This window comes from Shewanella sp. MTB7 (assembly GCF_027571385.1).
GTDB lineage: Bacteria > Pseudomonadota > Gammaproteobacteria > Enterobacterales > Shewanellaceae > Shewanella.
In genome coordinates, this window is sequence record NZ_CP085636.1 from 6,207,266 (window position 1) to 6,227,414 (window position 20,149).

A 20,149-nucleotide genomic window follows, 5' to 3' on the forward strand; every position below is an offset into this window, starting at 1 on the left:
CCATTTAGGGCGTTTTTAATATTCAAGCCCAATCAAGTTTACGTTACTTCCCCCCTTCTAAACCCTAGTAATCCCAGCAGACATAGAGTCAACCAACCAAGACTACCACCTCCTGAGTCATTCGCTGCAGGAGTCTCCGGCGATGTTACAACCGCTGCAATCACAGTAAGGGAGTTACTCCTGCTATTCACCACATTCAAACTATCAGTGACGGTTAAAGTCACCGTGTAGGTTCCGGCTGCAGCGTAAGTATGACTTGGAGACGGTTCAGTGCTTGTTAACCCGTCACCAAAACGCCATAGGTAGGTCATCACACCTTCACCACCAGTGGTGGTATCAGTAAACGTCACACTGAGATCACTCGTGGTAAACGTAAAGCCAGCAATGGGAGCTACAGGTAGAGAAACCGTTACAGAGCCTGTTGTCTCAACACTTGCCCCTAAACCATCGGTCACCGTAAGGATTACAGGGTAAGTTCCTGACGCTTGATAGACATAGGTAGGCATTTTTTCAGCACTCGTTGCACCATTATCACCAAAGTCCCACAAGTATGCATAGTTACCATCACCTCCCGTCACTGTTGCAGTAAAGCTCACCGTTCCAGCCTCTTGCTGAGTAATACTGACACTGGATGTGAGATCTGATTGCGGAGGCGGTGTTGTCGGGCCGCCATAGTTAAACCTCAGCGTTGCAGTAGATGAATCATCACTCTGGGCCACCACTTCCATAGTCAAACCCAGTTCAGGCAAGATAATGCCTGATTGAGGCTGAGTCGGTGCACGGTAATCTTGGCTGTCATCAAACATTGAGATAGATGACAGGTGGCTGTCTCCGTTGTAGCTAGCTTGGTTAAACATGCTAAAGGCCGCATCACGAACTTGATGAGCTGTTTCACTTTCAAGACCACCTTCCTCACCGATAAAGTTTTGATCAGCATCAATGACACCTATCAAACCTGCACCAGCGTGAGTACTGGAATTATTATCAGCGTAGCCGAAGTTTTCAAGCCACATCAACACTCCAGGCTCATATGTATGACTATCTAGTCCTGCATCAACACCGTTATGACTTCTCAGTTGGATAATATAACGGCGATCAGCCCCTGGTCGCTCATCATTGATGCGTGAGAAACCATTAAGCATCATGGTATTTGGCGTTTCTGCATCATCACTATGAACGACGGTGTTATCACTGGTGATCTGCAGATTGTCGAGGACAAATCCATAGTTTCCTACGGCTTCATCCGTTTTATAAATAATGCTAATCTGAGCATTATCTCTTCCGGCATAAGCACTCAAGTTATATTCAAGATCAACCCAATTATTCGTGCCTTCAGAACCCGAAATAGTGCCCGAATTTCCAGTGATAATATCTCGAGCAGAGTTAGCGGTATTGCTAGCTTTGGTGTGATCCCCCGAGATCACCACACCATCAACCATAACTTGAGCATAATCGTAATCAATTTCGATATTCCAATGAGCCTTCATTATTAACGTTAACGGCGTCGTGCTTGGCAGATCAATTTCAAATGACAAGGCATTATTGAGCAGATTCCCTTGACCAGAATAGTATTGATACTCTCCGGCATAGGGCTGCTTAAAAGGAATGGTCGCCGAAGGTAATGGAATAGATACCTGATTAACCAGAGAATGATTAACCGCCTCATTAATAATCACATCCAAACCTGATGTGCCGATGCTTGTCAGTAACACCTCTTGCTCATTAATCCAACGCCCTTTGAATTTATCCTGCAGATAAGAGCGAGCATAGGGACTAAAGCCTGATGGCACAGTACCAGGTATCGCGCCTGTCCAACTACCTCCGGCCATGACAGACCAAGATGCCACAGGGGATCCCTCACCAGTATTGCTCGTATCATACTCATCAGGTAAACCTAAATCATGGCCAAACTCATGCACCACTACGCCTGCTGCAGCATCGATAGGCTGAACGGTATAACCAAAGACCTTCATTCCTGTTCCCGGAATGGTATATCCAGGATTATTACCTGTGTAGACGAAGAATCGATGTGACCAGATAGCATCTTTACCTTCGTTACCGAGTACTCCACCGCCAGCTTCTTCACCGATGCTGGAATGAAACAGCATCACATGGTCTATATCGCCATCAGGTTCATCAACATTGCCATCACCATCGACGTCGAAAGGATCTTCCACATCATAACTCGCCAATTCAGAGGCTGACATACCTGCCACCGCTTGAGTCACAGCTTCTTTCACTAGCTCAGGTACCGCTTTGTCATCGTTATTATTGCCAGCATCATTGCCACCGTAATAAGCAGCATTATTGGATGCGGTAAACCAGCCTTTTACATTACCAGTAAAGAAAAAACTTTCACCTGATACCGCTTGGTAATATTGATACCCGGTTAATAAGTTCTGCTGTTGAGGCCCGGTAAATCCAGAAGTTGAAAACATCATATTCTGGTAATGAGAAGTCGGATAATTTGGGTAGTACATAGGTGTATCGCTGGCTGAAAGGCGGTTGTTATTGTAGGGGAGATCAGGAAAGTCGATCAATACAGCTAACACTTTTACCGTTTTAGTCACTTCGCTATTGGCCTGAGCTTCAGCTTTAAGCGCTAAAAAACTCAAACTCGATGCATTCTTTTTACTCTGACGCTGACGAGTTGCTTTTAATCTTTTCTGCTCAAACTTAGCGCTAAGTAAGTCCCCTTTGCTCTGAACCCCGCTAACCCGATGCGAGAAGGCATTCACAGCCGCCAGCTTTTCTTCGGCGGTGGCGGAATCTGAAACCTCACCTCGTTTAATCAACCAATATAAAATCTGATCCTTGTTGATCACCCCGGCATCTGCCAATGTCGCTATTGATGCCTCTATCGGTTTAGCCACTAGAGCTGGACTCATAAAAGAGAGGATGATCGAGAGGCAGAGACTTGAAAGCACTCCTCTATTTTTATTTCGAGCCATAGCCACTATTTCCTTCCGATTGATCAGACTAAATGTCATTCAAAGTGAGGGGATGAACCCGACTCTCAGCCAATTGAGCTAGCCTCAAGGATATTAATGTTAAGTTTAGACCTAATTAACTTATCGATAGATTACCAAAATCGATACCAAATAAATTCAGCTGATAATGTAAGCAGTAATACTGAAAGTGATGAGCATAAAAAGTGACTTTAAGAAACGGAAAAATATCCTTCTAGCTACAATTTCACACCAAAACAATAGCAGTGTTTAAGGCTGAACCACAGCAGTAAATATCACTTTAAAACAACATTTACACTTAAGATACTAACAAATGAAAGATTAACCATGCATACCGTATGCACGGCTAATTGGAGAAAGGAACAACACAAATATCTTGGTTAGAAGGGGTTATTTATCCAACCAAGTCTTATAAATTATCAGCAAAGCAGAGGCTGACCAGCTGAAGTTGTTACAATGTAAGCCTTGGCCAGTAATGGGATCATAATTTTCCCGAATAGGCTCCCCCCCTAAAATACCTTCACCATTATTAACCAGTCTACTGGCAAGCAGCTCGGCCTCTGTATTAAAACCATAACGTTGCAGACCTTGCAGCCCGAATAAGGCCTGATCTAACCATACTGGACCGCGCCAATATCGTTGGGCCTGAAAATGCGGGCTGTCAACACTCACTGTAGGGAAGGGGATCTTAGTTGCAAATGTCTTCGAAGTAAGCTGATGCTCAACTAACATATTGGCTTGAGTTTGTGATGCGACTCCTGCCCATAAAGGGATCCAACCTTCAACACCTTTACCTGCATCAGTCATCATCTCACGGCTGTTGTGACTAAACCTGACATCATAAAAGAAACCACTCTTAGCATCGAACATCTCTGTCTGTATCTTAAGCTTGAGCTGTTCGGCCTGAATAGACCAACGCGTACTTTCTTCACTACGGCCAAGTAAAGCAGACATTTTAGCCAGCAAGACTTTCTCTGCAAACAGGTAAGCATTAAGATCGACTGATTCCTGAGAGAGGGAGTAGCCTAATAATATCCCTTCACTATCGCGATTTTCTAATACTAATACGGACCCCTCATCATCGAATCTGGGGGCATTATCCATACCAGACTCCCAAGCTGCAGCCTCGATGATAGCGGTACGATCAGGTTTACCCTCTTTAATATGTGCCGGATGCACGTTCGCACCATACTCAGCCAAACCATTGCCATTATGATCTCGGTTGCGGTACCACCAGTTATGGTAGGCAACTAACTTAGGATAGAGTTGCTCGACAAAATCGGTATCTTGGCTGTGCTGATAAATAGCCCACACCGCCCATGCAGCTAAGGGAGGCTTACCATTGCGCTCATTCCAGTTCCCCCCTTCTCCACCTCGCACACTATCCTTGTTATAGAAAATAGCATCGGGTAAGTTGCCCTCATCCTGAGGCCGAACACTATCATTGCCAGTAAATTGATAATCGAACATGGCAAGCACATTAGATTTAGCCAACTCTGTATCAAAATATGCAAGGGCTACCGCTTGCTTCCAACTGTCCCAAGCCCACACGCCGTTGAACCATTTATAGGTTACCGAAGGAGTCACCGCATCCCTCAGTAACGCACCAGCAGGACTGCGCCAGTTATGTATCAAAGTCAGCATGCTTTTAACTGCCATACGTCGATAATTCAAATCATCTGACGAAATCAGCCTATCCAACCGCTGCTGCCATACTTGTTGATTATTGGTTAGTCCTATTTCAACTTGAGACCAATTGACCGCTTTATGTTGAATACGCTCCTCATGGGTATGAAAATATCGCTGGGCACTCAACACGGAAAGCTCACTCATCGGCACCACAGTCAGTTTGGAAGTCGTCGCCCGATAACCATGAGCCTCAAGGGGTTCTATCTGCATATCTCGATCAAACCAAAGCTCAAACTCAGCATCCGCTAACTGCATCTGCCAAGTGTCCATAATGGGGTTTAGTTTCCACCTCACTCCCTGTTTCCACGTTTCAAACTCACGAATTAAAGCATGTTGAGCAAGATTCGGATGGTGAGCAAATGGCTTTCCCGACCAGATGAGGCGCCAATGTTGTGGAGTTTGCGTATGATTAACCAGTCGAGTGGTGACCACGGAGGTACGTTCATCACTGTAACTCAGCTTAAGTTCTAGGGAGTACTCAGCCCAATGAAATGTCTGCACCAATCCATCGGGACGACTGTATTGCTCAATGCGATCAGCAGCCGTTAGCAACAACATCTCACCACTGTCCAGGTTCTCGATAGTCAGTTTTTGCAGGCGGTCGCTGAAATCTAATGTGTACTCTTGTGCAATGATCATCGGGCCGGTAAAACCAGCATATTGCTCAACACTATCTGGCTGATAAAAGCCATGCCACGCCCCTTGATCAACATAAGTTGCAGGGATCTTTAAATTACCTCTTTTATCTCTCTCCTCCATCGAAGTCGGTGTTCCTTGGTAAGGGAGAAGATTACGGTAGTCGACAGAATCAAGCGATGACAGGCTAGATACACACAGGAGCAGACAAGATAGCATTGAAATCACACATTATTGAATACAATATCCAGAGTATGTCGGTAAGTCAGTTTTGATGCAAGAGTAGTAACTGCACTTAAATGCTGTTCCTAAGCTCTGGCACTGAAACCTAGAAACTCGAGCCTCTCTACGGAGTAGGCTGACTCATATGCGCCATGTAATTTGCAATACCATCGAGGAACATCTGCACAGAGATCATAACCAGTACCATCCCCATCAAACGCTCTACCGCTGTCAGGCCTTTTTCTCCCAACACCTTAGTAAAGACTTTATAGAAAAGCAGAATAACCGCGCTCACACCCCATGCAGCCAATAAAGCGATAGTCCAATCTAACATGCGTGAGCTGTCTGTATGGGCCAACAAGATAAGCGCCGCCAATACTGAAGGGCCAGCCATCAATGGAATAGCCATAGGGACAATAAAAGGCTCTTCACCCGCCGCAAGCCCAACAACGCCGCCAGGCTGAGGAAAGATCATTCTGATCGCGATTAAAAACAGAATGATACCACCAGCAATACTGACAGACTCTGTTCTCAGATTGAGAAAACTAAGAATGGCTTCACCAGCAAACAGAAATGACACCATAATGATCAAAGCAAACAACAACTCTCTGATCAACACTCTGCGTCTTTTCTTAGGTTCAATATGACGCAAGATAGATGAAAAAATCGGCAAATTACCAAGCGGATCCATAATAAGAAACAACATTACAGCGGCAGAGAAGGTATCCATAGCAAATTAAGCCTGTTTTTTGTGAATAAGAAATGCAACACATTCTATAACCATTTTGAAACAATTTGATAGAAAAAACATACAGTAGAAATAACTAAAAATCCAATTCCCCTCCTAAGCATTACTCAACTTAATCAATAAATGGCGCTTAATACGGTGTATAAAAACGGCTTAACAAGTAAATGTGGTCACACTTGGTGTAAATAATGCGACCTTAACTGCTAATTTTTCAGAAACTGCTATACTAGCTCGTCTTTTTTAAGCCCCAGCTAAGCAAATCATGCTCTATCTATTAGCCAGTTGTATTGCTCTATTATTAGGCCCTATTTTCTATCGATACCTTTCGACTGAAAACGGTCTACAAAAAGGTCTAGACGGATTTATATTCGTATCACTAGGCGGCTTAGTGCTGGTGCATATTTTGCCAGAGTTACTGGAGCACGGCGGATTTCTAGCCATCATTTTCGTGATCATTGGCCTTTGGGGACCCACAGCCAGTGAAAAACTGTTCCATCGCTACTCAGAAGTCACCCATAATCTGACTCTGACCTTAGGCATAGGCGGACTGCTACTCCATACCATTACTGATGGCAGTGCCATGGTATTAGCACAACAAAATGACAACTCTATCCTACTGGCTTTGGGGGTGATTCTGCATCGACTACCGGTTGGATTAGCTATCTGGTGGCTACTAAAACCTCAGCTAGGTGCACGTTGGGCCATGGTGGTATTAGTCGCAATGATGCTGTTGACTGGCTTTGGTTATTTCGCTGGTGAGCAACTGTTAACTCATTTAAGTTTAGATAACACTGTCTACTTACAGGCTTTTGTCACAGGTTCAATTCTGCACGTGGTGCTGCATCAACCCCATGGCCAAAGCCATGAAGATAAACAGGGTAAATATGAGTATCAAGCAGGTATCGGCAGCCTACTTGGCATAGGGTTACTCTGTCTACTGCTGATGATGGACTCAGGTGGACACGAAAGTCATAATCACAGTCACAGTACTGAACAACTCGCAGACTGGTTGCTGACTCTTGCTCCCGTTTTACTGCTTAGTTATGTCGCGGCCAGTCTGAGATATTGCTTGGGTTTATCGCCTAAAACCCCTTCGTTAGCACTGCGGTGGTTACAGCGTTTGGCTGGACCCGAAGCCTTGATTATCACATTCTTACTGCTCGGTCCTATGTTCGCTATGCTGCAACTAGTGGGACTATTGACGATAGGAGCCCTGTTGACATGGGCTAAAGTTGAACCAACAGATCCTCACGTTCACTTGCCTCAATCTGCTGTGCGTTTCGGATTTTCTTATTTAGTCGACCGTAGTGCTCCCTGGGTGGTGCTTAGCCTGATCTTAGCCAATTTGATTGGCCATCCTTCAGTACCTCTAGCTAGCCCAGTTACTCAGGTTGCGGTGCTATTATTAGTCTTCTTACCTATGCGGTTCTGTAACTTAGGTGGCGCTGTGTTAGCGTTATCTCTCGCCTATAGTGGCTGGAGTAATGAAGCCGTCTTACTTGCTTTACTGGCTGCGCCTATCTTTAACCTCGCTCAGCTAAAGCTGATGAACTGGACTCAACGTGGTCTGCTGTTTACCTTGATATTGGCAAGCCTAGTGGTGATCAATATGATCCAGCCACAATGGCACTCGATAATGACGATACCTAATAGCATAAATACCCTGTCTTTAACGGCGCTGGCCTGCCTATTTGCAGCCAGCCTGTTACGCTTAGGACCGAGAAAGTTTATGGCCAGAATCATGTATCCTAAACCTAAGACCCATGATCACAATCATAGCCATGAGCATGGCCATAAACATTAGTACTCTTTATGAGTACACTGTCTAGATCAAAAGCTAGATTCTGAAACCAGTTCAGTATACCCAAGCTTTTGATCTTACTTACTGCTAGCGCCTTTACCTTTGCTTGAACTCGTTACTCGTTACTAGAGACTCGCAACTTTTTACATTTCACTGATCCAAACTGAAAAGAAATAGCTTTGAATTTAAATCCAGTTTAAATTCAAAGTATCATTCTTTAATTTAAGCTGCCTATGTGCATCTTGTTTATCGCGTTGGAACAACATCCCAAATACCCGCTTATCATCTGCGCTAATCGTGATGAGTTTCATCACCGACCCACAGAGCAGGCTCATTTCTGGATGCCGGACAATCAAATACTCGCAGGTAAAGATCTTCAGGCTGGGGGAAGTTGGCTCGGCATAAATCGACGAGGTGACTTCGCCGCACTGACCAACTTTCGAGATCCTCAAGCCCAGCAAGATGGAATGAAAAGTCGCGGCGAGTTAGTCCTCAACGCCCTAAAATCTCAAGCACCACTCACCTCATCTTGGTTAAAGGAACACAGCCAAAACTACAACCCTTTCAATCTGGTATTTGGCAATAGAGATGAGATCTACTGTTATAAAAGTACAGACAAAACCCTCACCTCACTGACTCCAGGCTTTCACTCCATTAGTAATGGCAATTTAGATGACATATGGCCAAAAATGGCGCGAGGTACACAAGCTTTAGAAAAGGTGATATCAGAATCTGACGAACCTGATATCGATGCTTTACTGTCTATCATGAAAGATGAGACTCGAGCCGAAGAGAGTGAGCTTCCTCAAACAGGAATAGCACTAGAGTGGGAGCGTCTGCTCTCCTCCATCTATATACGCCATCTAGAATACGGCACCCGTTCCACCAGCATCATACTTGATGATCACCAAGGTCATACCCGCTTCATTGAGGTTAGATATGATGGCAAAGGACGCACTTTAGGACGTCAGGAATATAAACTATAAAGTGATGTGGCAAGTTGCGAGGTGGAACATGATTCAATCAGAAGTGTGATCGTGTGTTATAACCCAACGATCATCAATTTTTTCGACCAAAAGGGTAAATACACCGCCGGGCTGATCTTTGGCTCGAGTTAATTGCCAACGGCCAACCACCATTGCCGCATAATTACTTAGCATTTTGATCTCCTTGATGGTGAATTTCAAGGTGCCTAAGGTGGCCTTATCCGGATAGTTTTTTTTATAAGCCGCTAAGGTATCTTCCCAACCATAGCGAAACTTGTCTCCGGACACAAAACGCATCTTATCGTTATTCCAGTAACCTTGCATATACCCATCAAGATCACCACGATTCCAAGCAGATTCCTGCTCCTGTATCACTTGAGCAATATCATCACTGGGCACTGCCAATGCGCTAAAAGCCGTCAACATCAATAGAGCAACAAGTCCTTTTCTAATCATGATATATCCAGATATGAGTGAATGCCTATAGTGAGGTATACTACACTATTCCACGTCTAGTAATTATCATTTCTAGACCGATTTTTAATTTTCAAGACTTAGAGTTTTCTTATATGTTTCAACAGTTTTGCAAATTCGCGTTAAAATTAACCGGCTGGAAGATTTCGGGCCTACTGCCTAGGGATCATCAGTATGTGGCTATAGTTGGTCCCCATACCAGTAATTGGGATTTTATTATCGGTGTACTCGCCCGTGGTGCTTTAGGATCCAAAGTTAACTTTCTCGGTAAACATCAACTATTTATCCCGCCTTGGGGTTGGTTCTTCAAAGCAATCGGTGGCACGCCTGTCGATAGACGCAAGAGTAACAACTTAGTCGATGCAGTAGTGCTATTATTCAAGGAAAACCCTAAGTTTTCTCTCGCATTAGCTCCTGAAGGAACCCGAAGCCCAGTTAAGCGTTGGAAAACAGGTTTCTATCATATCGCCAGTAAGGCTAACGTTCCGATTGTCACAATAGGATTAGACTTTGACAATAAGAAAGTGCTTATCCCCGACGGGTTCGATACAACAGAGGATATGCAGCAGGACATGGATAGGATCACCAGCTTCTATCGTTCAATAAATGGACGCCACCCTAAGGCGATCCCAGATTTTACACCCCATGAGTAAAAGTAGATGCATTAGCTAGTCAATAGTCTAGCTGCTCGCTATAGTAGCTACACCCACTAGTGAATAAGATACAACCTATGCTCTTTGATACTTGGCTACTCTACTTCTTCGCTGTACTCCTAATCGCTGTTTCTCCAGGAACAATGGCTGTTCTCTCCATGAGCCACGGCATTCATTACGGTAAGAGTCGCTGTTTAGCAACAGCTTTGGGCAGTGTCGCCTCGGCGATGATTTTGATGGCGGCATCGGCTGCTGGACTCGGCGCCCTATTAAGCGCAACGGAGTATGGCTTTACTATTCTAAAATATTGTGGCGCGGCTTACCTGCTGTTTTTGGGGATTAAACTCTTGCTCACTAAGCCCAGTGCCAAGGGCTTAGATCTGCAACATATAAAAGGAAAAGGCAGCCCGAAACAGATGTTCAAACAGGCTTTTTTAGTCGGAATAAGCAACCCGAAAGATCTACTTTTCTTTGGTGCGCTATTCCCACAGTTCATCGACATCACAGCCCCACAAGGCCCGCAACTTGCGATTCTAGCTGTCACTTGGGCTATTGTAGATTTCAGCTTTGTAATGATCTACGCCAGTATGGCTAATGTATTAGCACCAACCTTAAAAACCAGCAATAAGCTGCATTGGTTCGACCGAACCAGCGGTGGTGTGTTTCTCACCCTCGCAGCGATCTTAGTTTCCAGAGAAGCATGATAAAACAAGATGGAGATCTGCTTCTCTTCGCCACACTATTCCACCAATAAATCATCGACATCACAGCCCAGACACAAAAAAGCCTCGGCGAACTAATTTTGCATAGGCTTCAATTTTATTGATTACTTATCGCTAATAACTTGCGACTCATAATGCTTAGCTTACCGCTTTCAAACTTCGAATATCTGAACCTGTGGGGGCTTGGAAAGCCCTCAATCCGAATGTAGGTAATATTGCAAAAACATGGTCAAATATGTCCCCTTGAATATCCTCATAATAATTCCAGCGAATGTCGGTGCTGAACACATAAACTTGAATTGGAATACCCTCTGAGGTGGACTCTAACTGGCGTACCAACAAGGTCATATCATTATGAATTAAGGGATGCCTAGTCACAAACTCAAACAGATAAGCTCTAAAGGTTCCTATATTAGTCAGATGACGACTATTCACGGGCATATCGGCATCTTCAATACTGGTATTAAACTCAGAAATCTCCTTATCCTTCTTAGCAAAATACTCTTTCAAATAGTTAATTTTACTTAACTTGGCATGCTCCTCTTCCGATAGAAAGTGTACACTCTCTATATCGATAGAAACCGCACGCATAATACGCCGCCCTCCCGATTCAGACATACCGCGCCAGTTCTTGAACGCATCAGAAACTAAGGCATAAGCTGGGATCATAGAGAGAGTATTATCCCAGTTCTGTACCTTAACAGTGGTTAGAGACACCTCAATGACAGAGCCATTGGCACCATATTTATCCATCTCGATCCAGTCACCCGTACTCACCATACGGTTAGCCGCTAACTGAATTCCAGCAACAAAACCTAGAATAGTATCCCTGAACACCAACATCACCAAACCGGTCATAACACCTAAACCGCTTAAGAAGTAGACAGGAGATTGATTAGCAAGAACAGAAATCGAAATAATGATGGCAACAAAAAAGAGAAAGAGTTTGAAAAGCTGGACAAAACTTTTAATAGGCAGACGTCGACTCACATGGTTAAAGTCAGCAATATCATTAGCAGCATCCAGTGCACTATAGATGGCGCGCACTAGCATCACGACAATAAAAACACTTAAGAGACGATCAATCAAAGAGCTTATTAGCACATGATCTTTCAGAACTACTGGGATCAACAGATTCATAACCAGCGCGGGCACAACGTAAGAGAACTTCTCCAGTACCTTACGCCTCATAAAAATGTCATCCCAACTCGCTTTTGAACGATGGATAACGATATTCATCGCGCGAACGACACCGCGCCTGACAAATAGATAAGAAACCATAGACAAAATGAGGCTAGCAAACACCAGAATTGCAGTTGAAATATCATCTGATGGCAGGCTGTTAATCCCCCAATCCGTAAATAACTGAGAGATCTTCAATCTTAGTTCTTGATCCACTATCAAGCCTCCTTAAAACATCAGCCCTATGGCATGAGTGTCTATTTCATGAAATCGGTATTATATACCCAAGCTACTTGGAAATGCAGGGGGCTGTGGGAATTTAATGACCTTGCCCCAGAAGCGCTACACTCAAGCAGAGCCATCACATCGTTATACTGATTGGTATAAGCACTATTCACGCAGAATCTGAAAAAATCTTACTACTGGCAATCTCCTAAGATTGTCGATGAAACTCTTTACGTTTATGCTAAGGCCAACTTATCTCATTTGGTTCAAACCTATGCGTAAAACATTCAAGACCCTAACCGGCCTCGCACTTCTCATGTTGGTGCTCCCAGCCATGGCAGCTGAACTCACTACAATCACATTAGACAACGGCGCTAAAGTTAGGCTCAGCGATGACTTTACTTGGGAGTATGTGATCTTAGAGACCGAACCTTCGGCTCCTGAAGCTGTTATCGCTGCAAGCCCAATCGTCAGCTCATCACAAGCAGCTCAAATAACCGCTCCCGCCACTGCGAGCACGAGCACGCCAACCTTAACCGCCAACGCCATGGCACAAGCAGCGCTACTTAAAGTGACAGCAAAAGATGGCGTAAAAGTCAGTTTTCTTAAGAGTCAGTGGGATGAAGATGGTCGCTTAGGCCTAACCTTTGATCTGGCCAGTACTAGCCCTGAGCATTACGTATTAATCGAACTCGACGTCACCTTATTCGACGACACTGGCAAGCTATTAAAGACTGAGACTATCAAGGTTTGGAAAGCTATTTTCAGAATGCCTGATACCTACCTGCGTAAAGGTCAGCAACGTGAAAGTAGAGTCTTCTGGATTGAGGGCATTGACCCTAACATCTGGACTAAAGAGTTGATGAGCCTGAAGATCGGCGAAATGGATTCGAGGATGTAGGCTTGCTTTAGGCCCGAGAGTCGAGGACGTTCGTAAACTCACTGCGAGAGCGCAGCAAGCTGCTTCTAGGCTTGAGTATTAGCTGGTTCTAGGTTCTACATATTATTAAACGAAAAAAGCCAGCAGAGTTAACCCTCTTCTGGCTTTTTCGTTTGAAGCCCCTAAAAACAGGCAACAAAAAGGGCCCTGAGGCCCTTCATATAATCATGGGTTAATCGATACCATTCACCCAACCAACTAAGCAACGAACTAACCAATTAATCCAAAAAAATTTCCAGCTAGTTTAATTAGAAACTAGCCAGCATTCCTTTTGGCAGATAAGCATTAAAGCTCGCAGTCAGCAGTAGATCATTTGACGCTTCGATATCCGGACCGAAGAATCTGTCCTTATCGTAATAAGCCACCACTTCACGTAACTCCGCTTTTGCTTTAGCAATTGCGACACTTGGCTGTAATGGCATACGGAAATCAAGTCCTTGCGCCGCAGCCAATAACTCTATCGCTAACACACCGCGAGTGTTTTCTGACATATCTCGCAAACGACGCGCCGCAAACGTGGCCATAGACACATGATCTTCTTGGTTAGCCGAAGTAGGCAAACTGTCTACCGATGCTGGATGAGCGTAAGTTTTGTTCTCTGAAGCCAATGCCGCAGCAGTAACCTGAGCAATCATAAAGCCAGAGTTCACACCGCCATTTTCAACAAGGAAAGGAGGCAACTTAGACAAGCTAGAGTCGATCAAGAGTGCGATTCGACGTTCAGCAATTGAGCCTAATTCAGCAAGAGCAATCGCTAAGTTGTCAGCTGCCATAGCCACCGGCTCAGCATGAAAATTACCCCCTGAGATGATATCGCCGGTATCTTGGAAAACCAGCGGGTTATCGGTCACACCGTTAGCTTCTGTTCCTAATACATCTGCCGCATGACGAATTTGAGTTAAACACGCCCCTAGTACTTGTGGCTGGCAACGCAGTGAATAGGGATCTTGTACCTTCTCACAGTTAACATGATCTAAGCTGATCTCAGACTCATCACCTAATAGATGACGGAAAATAGCCGCCGAATCGATCTGACCTTTCTGACCACGTGCAGCATGAATACGTGCATCGAACGGGCTACGACTGCCCATCGCAGCTTCAACACTCATGGCGCCGATAACGGAGCTCGCCGCAAACAGGTCTTCTGCGTTAAACAGGCCTTCGAGTGCAAGTGCTGTCGAAGCTTGCGTACCATTAAGCAGGGCTAAGCCCTCTTTAGCTGCAAGTTCAATAGGCTGTAAACCCGCAATTTCAAGTCCTTCAGCAGCCGTTAGGATCTGTCCCTTATAGCTCATCTCACCTTCGCCAAGTAACGGCAGGCACATATGCGCTAGTGGCGCTAAGTCACCAGACGCCCCCACTGAACCTTTTTCAGGTACACAGGGATACACTTCAGCATTGACGAGAGCGATAAGGAAATTGATCACTTCTAAACGAATACCAGAGAAACCACGACTCAACGAGTTGATTTTAAGCACCATCATCAAGCGCACAGTGGCATCTTGCATATATTGGCCGATACCAGCAGCGTGGGACAACACGATTGAGCGCTGTAACAGTTGCAGATCTTCAGCGACAATCTTGGTGTTTGCCAACAGGCCAAAACCGGTATTGATACCATAAACAGTGCGGTCTTCATCCAATACTCGCTGAACTAAACCAGCACTGGTATGGATATCCGCTATCGCACTTTGTGCAAGCTCTAAGCTTACTTTGCCACGGCTAATTTCGCGGATTTGAGATAGAGTAAGGGTACCTGGGTTTAATACTAAATGGCTCATTTTCTACTTGCCCTCTTTATTTTCAGTATTTAGCATCGGCAGGTCTAGACCCTGCTCTTTTGCACAATTTTTAGCGATATCATATCCAGCATCGGCGTGACGCATCACGCCCGTTGCTGGATCATTCCACAATACCCGGCCAAGACGCGCCGCAGCATCGTCACTGCCATCAGCCACAATCACCACACCAGAGTGTTGACTAAAGCCCATGCCCACACCACCACCGTGATGCAAAGACACCCAAGTCGCGCCACTGGCAGTATTGAGTAGCGCATTCATTAATGGCCAATCAGATACTGCATCAGAACCATCGAGCATAGACTCAGTTTCACGGTTAGGACTGGCAACAGAGCCTGAATCCAGGTGGTCACGCCCGATAACGATAGGGGCAGAAAGCTCACCATTTTTAACCATCTCGTTAAAGGCCAACGCCAAACGAGCACGGTCTTTTAAGCCGACCCAACAGATACGTGCAGGTAGACCTTGGAAGGCAATACGCTCACGAGCCATATCTAACCAGTTGTGCAGATGTGGATTATCAGGAATAAGCTCTTTCACTTTCGCGTCTGTTTTATAGATATCTTCTGGATCGCCTGAAAGCGCTACCCAACGAAATGGACCAATACCTTCACAGAAAAGAGGACGCACATAGGCAGGCACGAAACCAGGGAAGTCGAATGCATTCTCAACGCCCTCTTCCAGTGCCATTTGGCGAATATTATTGCCGTAATCGGTTGTTGCAGCGCCGGCAGCTTGAAGTGCTAGCATCGCCCTAACCTGAACCGCCATAGATTGTTTAGCCGCCTTTACAACTGCCGCTTCATCGGTTTTACGCATCTCGATAGCTTGCTCAAGCGTCCAACCCTGAGGCAGATAACCATTTAATGGGTCATGAGCCGAGGTTTGATCTGTCACTACATCCGGCGTGATACCACGCTCGACTAACTCAGCGAATACATCAGCTGCGTTACCGAGTAGGCCAACAGAAACAGGCTTACCACTCTTGTTAGCTTCATCAATCATCGCTAACGCTTCATCAAGAGATGTAGCTTTTTTATCGACATATTTAGTGCGCATGCGGAAATCGATACGAGTTTCATCTACTTCACAGGTCAGTACTGAGTAACCCGCCATCGTACCAGCTAGAGGCTGAGCGCCGCCCATGCCACCAAGGCCACCGGTTAAAATCCACTTACCAGCAGATGAACCACCAAAGTGTTGATTCGCCATGGCAACAAACGTCTCATAAGTGCCTTGGACAATACCTTGAGAGCCGATGTAAATCCAAGAACCTGCTGTCATCTGGCCGTACATGGCCAAACCTTTCTTGTCTAACTCGTTAAAGTGCTCCCAGTTAGCCCAATGTGGCACTAAGTTCGAGTTAGCAATAATCACCCTTGGTGCATTGTTGTGAGTCTTGAATACACCAACGGGCTTGCCCGATTGCACCATTAAGGTTTCATCCTCTTCAAGACGCTGCAGTACTTCAATAATCTTGTCGTAGCACTCCCAATCTCGGGCTGCTCGGCCAATGCCACCATAAACAACCAAGTCTTCAGGGCGCTCGGCGACATCAGGATGCAGGTTGTTCATCAACATACGCATCGGTGCTTCTGTCATCCAGCTCTTACAACTGAGTTGTGTGCCATGTGGTGCGATAATACGGCGACTAGGATCGTGTCTCTTATCCATCTTGCATACCTCATTTCAATTTGTTTGTTTCTGATATCGCTCTTTTAAAGAGCTTTAGTTATATTTGCTGTGCTTTATCTTTGTCTTTTACTTTAAATCTACTTGTATATACAACACTTAATCCTGCTTCTCGGCTCGCTAATTCTGTTGCTTTCACCACAGATTTAACGCTCTGACTCATGCTCTTCTCCACGACCACGCAGTGGTATTCATCGAAATGCGCAGCCGATCGATTTTTAGAACATCAAATGGCTAGAACGTCAGATGACCACCCAATCTAAAACGGCTTCCAGGGTGTATTAACTTGGCAAAACTCACCACACCTTGGCGAGACCAGGTACGGCGCAAGATCTGCAAGCAAGGTTCGGTCGCTTGGATATTCAGAGCTTGTTGATTATGTTTGTTGGCAATTACGGCCTCTAAGGTGTGGCGCGCTTCCGTCAGCGGCGCAACTTGTGACAGATACTCATGGGGGGTTTGTGAGGTAAAATCTTGCACTAAATATTCAGGGACTAGCTTAGGGTTAACAAAGCGTTCCTCCAGTTGTAAAGGCACGCCATCCTCGCTATGAACCAATACAGAATAGTAAACCCGACTGCCAGCCTCCAATCCAAGTGCTATCGCGATAGGAGCAATAGCCTCAATGCTAGTCAACTCAAGCTGCTTAACACTATAACCGTGGCCCCTATCTTTAATTTCATCGGCAATATTGCGGATAGCCATCATAGAAGATTGAGACTTAAGCTCAGCAACAAAAGTGCCCAAACCTTGAGTTCGCTCAAGGACCCCACTATCCACCAGTTCAGTTAAAGCACGTCGCGCCGTCATTCGGCTGCAATCAAACTGTTCTGCCAACTGATTCTCAGAAGGGACACGGGTATGCTCCTCCCACTCACCAGATTCAATACGGGCTAATATAGACTGCTTGATCTTAGCAAATTTGGGCGTGGCCACAGGCGCTCCTTAAACGTGAATATTGCACTAAGCTAATAAAAGCAGCTATCTCGCACTTAACCACTCAATCTAGGTTAACGATTTTGGTGGTTCTAGCTGGTTATGTCTCTCTGGTAGAGATAGCACTTTTCAAATGATTAACATTATCGCTATAATCCTAGCTTGTATATACAAGTAAATACAAGTTGGATCACACTTTTATTTTCTTTAGAATGAATTTATACCCAAGCCGTTTGGGTGTACCACATAAATAAGAGAGCACATCATGTCTTGGGATCAGGTCTGGATCGACGTCAACGTAGCAAGTATGGACCCTGCTGTATCAGCACCTTACGGCGCAATAGTCGATGCAGCAATGGCTGTAAAAGATGGCAAAATTGCTTGGGTCGGGCCAAGAGCTGAACTGCCAGAATTCGATGTAATGTCAACGCCACTTTACCGAGGTAAAGGTGGTTGGATCACCCCTGGCCTTATCGACGCTCATACCCATCTTATCTTTGCCGGTAATCGCGCTAACGAATTTGAGCAACGTCTGCAGGGCGCCACTTACGAAGAGATATCCCGTAGTGGTGGTGGTATTATTTCAACGGTTAACGCCTGTCGTGAAGCCAGTGAAGCCGATCTGTTCGAGCTGGGGCGCAAACGCCTTAACGCCTTAGCTAAAGAGGGCGTAACCACTGTCGAAATTAAATCTGGCTATGGTTTAGACACTGAAACAGAATTAAAAATACTGAGAGTCGCTCGCGAACTCGGAAAACATCACCACGTTGATGTAAAAACCACCTTCTTAGGTGCCCATGCCATTCCGCCAGAATACAAAGATGACACAGAGGGCTATGTAGATCTGGTGGTCAACGAGATGCTACCTGCTGTTATAGCCGAAGGGCTAGCCGATGCTGTCGATGTGTTCTGCGAAAATATCGCCTTTAACATTGAACAGACTGAACGAGTATTGACAGCAGCAAAAGATGCAGGACTCGATATCAAACTTCATGCTGAGCAACTGTCAAACTTAGGTGGCTCAGCCATGGCAGCCAAACTCGGCGCTAAGTCTGTGGATCATATCGAATACTTAGATGAAGCCGGCGTTATCGCACTGAGCAAAAGTGGTACCTGCGCCACCTTATTACCCGGTGCTTTCTACTTCCTACGTGAAACCCAGATGCCACCAATAGAGCTATTGCGTAAGTACAAGGTACCTATAGTACTAGCCAGCGACTACAACCCCGGTTCATCACCATTATGTTCTAGCCTACTGATGCTCAACTTGGGTTGTACCCTGTTTCGCTTAACACCAGAGGAAGCACTTGCTGGCATGACTCGCAATGCTGCTAAAGCGCTAGGCATTGAAGACAAGGTCGGCGTGTTAGCCGCCGGCATGCAAGCGGATTTTTGCTTATGGGATATCACTACACCAGCAGAACTTTCCTACTCCTATGGCGTTGGCACTTGCCTTGAAGTGGTGAAGAATGGACATCTAGTTCACCAATAATTTGGCAACCAGAGCGATGAGGCAGATTCATCGTTATTTATCGTAACCCTCAAGGGTGTTGATATTTAGCAGGCTTAATTGATAACCATAGCGTTATGGTTATCAATTGCTTGCAGCAATTAAATCTGTCCAGAATGATCAGGCTATTTATCATTTGATATAGTTTTATTTGGCGTTCTGGGTACTTGGTAGTTTTATGGTATCCATAATCTTGCTGTAATTTATAACCTGCGGTTAGCTGAATGTGCAGATACTTCTGTGACACGGCACGAGTATATCCCTATAGCCTCTACTACAGCCAATAACCTCCATGTTAAACAGCCAGTTCGATATCCCTATCTCCCGCTCGAAGAGTTTCACCTTGTGAAACCTCGCCTTGCTGTCGAAGGTCACAGCCGCATCTGCACTGGCTGATTTACAAGAAAGTAGTCTCTTCGATTTAAACACCATATAGTTACAGCTAATAAGTTGTGCAGCCTTCCAGCTATTGAGCCATCGTTTTTAAACCAGATGATCTGAGCAAACATGATTTAATCACCCCTCCCAAAATTTTCGAGTAGATCCGATAAGTCCCCGTTGGAAGGCGAATAATCACCGTAGGTGGTTGTACTTATAAGCGAGAGACATGGATACCGAGCTGGCCGTTACACAGGGATGTTATTGGTGAGAATATTCTCTCCTTGGTCGACTCTTTGCACCTTAGAGGGGTTGAAGACCCACGACTTTAATCCAAACAAATACCAGAGATTGCCCCCACAAGCCTACTATTAGCGAGTCAGCAAGCTTGATTTATTTAGACCCCTCGTTGCCTTATTAGCCTACTAAGGGCGTAAATTAACAATACTGATATTGATGCGATAACTGATGATATCGTAGATGCACTACTCGCAAGCGAGCTGAAATCAAATGAGGGCCGTAAGAGATAGAGGCATAGATAGGCTATGGGTAGCTGCATCAAGATTGCAGAAAACAGATCAACTGGC

Annotated in this window: 15 protein-coding genes; 6 read left to right on the forward strand and 9 right to left on the reverse strand. The window is 45.2% G+C overall.

The window, feature by feature from the left end:
- Positions 1–38 precede the first annotated feature (38 nt).
- The 3 genes from HWQ47_RS27200 to HWQ47_RS27210 all read right to left on the reverse strand — a co-directional run bounded on the left by HWQ47_RS27200 (position 39) and on the right by HWQ47_RS27210 (position 6,246).
- On the reverse strand, positions 39–2,951 hold the full coding sequence (locus HWQ47_RS27200) for an immune inhibitor A domain-containing protein (protein ID WP_269969046.1): 2,913 nt from the start codon (positions 2,949–2,951) through the stop codon (positions 39–41).
- Positions 2,952–3,359: 408 nt separating this feature from the next.
- Complete coding sequence (locus tag HWQ47_RS27205; protein WP_269969047.1) at positions 3,360–5,513, reverse strand: MGH1-like glycoside hydrolase domain-containing protein; 2,154 nt, start codon at positions 5,511–5,513, stop codon at positions 3,360–3,362.
- Between the two features lie 127 nt (positions 5,514–5,640).
- On the reverse strand, positions 5,641–6,246 hold the full coding sequence (locus tag HWQ47_RS27210) for a YhgN family NAAT transporter (protein WP_269969048.1): 606 nt from the start codon (positions 6,244–6,246) through the stop codon (positions 5,641–5,643).
- Positions 6,247–6,526: 280 nt separating this feature from the next.
- Here HWQ47_RS27210 and HWQ47_RS27215 point away from each other — a divergent pair, with 280 nt between their 5' ends.
- Together HWQ47_RS27215 and HWQ47_RS27220 are read left to right on the forward strand one after the other, a co-directional pair.
- Complete coding sequence (locus HWQ47_RS27215; RefSeq protein WP_269969049.1) at positions 6,527–8,068, forward strand: metal transporter; 1,542 nt, start codon at positions 6,527–6,529, stop codon at positions 8,066–8,068.
- A gap of 230 nt (positions 8,069–8,298) precedes the next feature.
- Positions 8,299–9,051, forward strand: coding sequence for an NRDE family protein (locus HWQ47_RS27220; RefSeq protein WP_269969050.1), 753 nt, complete (start codon positions 8,299–8,301; stop codon positions 9,049–9,051).
- Positions 9,052–9,084: 33 nt separating this feature from the next.
- Here the strand turns inward: HWQ47_RS27220 and HWQ47_RS27225 are convergent, their stop codons facing one another.
- A complete protein-coding gene (locus tag HWQ47_RS27225; RefSeq protein ID WP_269969051.1) occupies positions 9,085–9,507 on the reverse strand; it encodes a YybH family protein in 423 nt (140 codons plus the stop codon).
- 113 nt (positions 9,508–9,620) lie between these two features.
- Here HWQ47_RS27225 and HWQ47_RS27230 point away from each other — a divergent pair, with 113 nt between their 5' ends.
- Both HWQ47_RS27230 and HWQ47_RS27235 read left to right on the forward strand, forming a co-directional pair.
- Entirely contained in the window at positions 9,621–10,178 is a 558-nt protein-coding gene (locus HWQ47_RS27230; protein WP_269969052.1) for a lysophospholipid acyltransferase family protein, read from the forward strand.
- A gap of 77 nt (positions 10,179–10,255) precedes the next feature.
- Complete coding sequence (locus HWQ47_RS27235; protein ID WP_269969053.1) at positions 10,256–10,882, forward strand: LysE family translocator; 627 nt, start codon at positions 10,256–10,258, stop codon at positions 10,880–10,882.
- 156 nt (positions 10,883–11,038) lie between these two features.
- Here the strand turns inward: HWQ47_RS27235 and HWQ47_RS27240 are convergent, their stop codons facing one another.
- Positions 11,039–12,298: a mechanosensitive ion channel family protein gene (locus HWQ47_RS27240; protein ID WP_269969054.1), complete on the reverse strand. Its 1,260-nt coding sequence runs from the start codon at positions 12,296–12,298 to the stop codon at positions 11,039–11,041.
- 283 nt (positions 12,299–12,581) lie between these two features.
- Here HWQ47_RS27240 and HWQ47_RS27245 point away from each other — a divergent pair, with 283 nt between their 5' ends.
- A complete protein-coding gene (locus HWQ47_RS27245) occupies positions 12,582–13,208 on the forward strand; it encodes a DUF3157 family protein (protein ID WP_269971875.1) in 627 nt (208 codons plus the stop codon).
- A gap of 287 nt (positions 13,209–13,495) precedes the next feature.
- Here HWQ47_RS27245 and hutH read toward each other — a convergent pair whose 3' ends face one another.
- From hutH to hutC, 4 genes are all read right to left on the reverse strand, one after another.
- Complete coding sequence (gene hutH / locus HWQ47_RS27250; RefSeq protein ID WP_269969055.1) at positions 13,496–15,028, reverse strand: histidine ammonia-lyase; 1,533 nt, start codon at positions 15,026–15,028, stop codon at positions 13,496–13,498.
- Between the two features lie 3 nt (positions 15,029–15,031).
- A complete protein-coding gene (hutU, locus tag HWQ47_RS27255; protein WP_269969056.1) occupies positions 15,032–16,720 on the reverse strand; it encodes a urocanate hydratase in 1,689 nt (562 codons plus the stop codon).
- Positions 16,721–16,778: 58 nt separating this feature from the next.
- Positions 16,779–16,901, reverse strand: a complete 123-nt coding sequence (locus tag HWQ47_RS27260; protein WP_269969057.1) for a hypothetical protein — start codon at positions 16,899–16,901, stop codon at positions 16,779–16,781.
- A gap of 71 nt (positions 16,902–16,972) precedes the next feature.
- Positions 16,973–17,674 carry a histidine utilization repressor gene (hutC, locus tag HWQ47_RS27265; protein ID WP_269969058.1) on the reverse strand — a complete coding sequence of 234 codons (702 nt, stop codon included), beginning with the start codon at positions 17,672–17,674 and terminating at the stop codon, positions 16,973–16,975.
- A gap of 265 nt (positions 17,675–17,939) precedes the next feature.
- On the opposite strand from hutC, the gene hutI reads away from it, so the two are divergent.
- Positions 17,940–19,166 carry an imidazolonepropionase gene (gene hutI, locus HWQ47_RS27270; RefSeq protein WP_269969059.1) on the forward strand — a complete coding sequence of 409 codons (1,227 nt, stop codon included), beginning with the start codon at positions 17,940–17,942 and terminating at the stop codon, positions 19,164–19,166.
- The last annotated feature ends 983 nt before the right edge of the window (positions 19,167–20,149 follow it).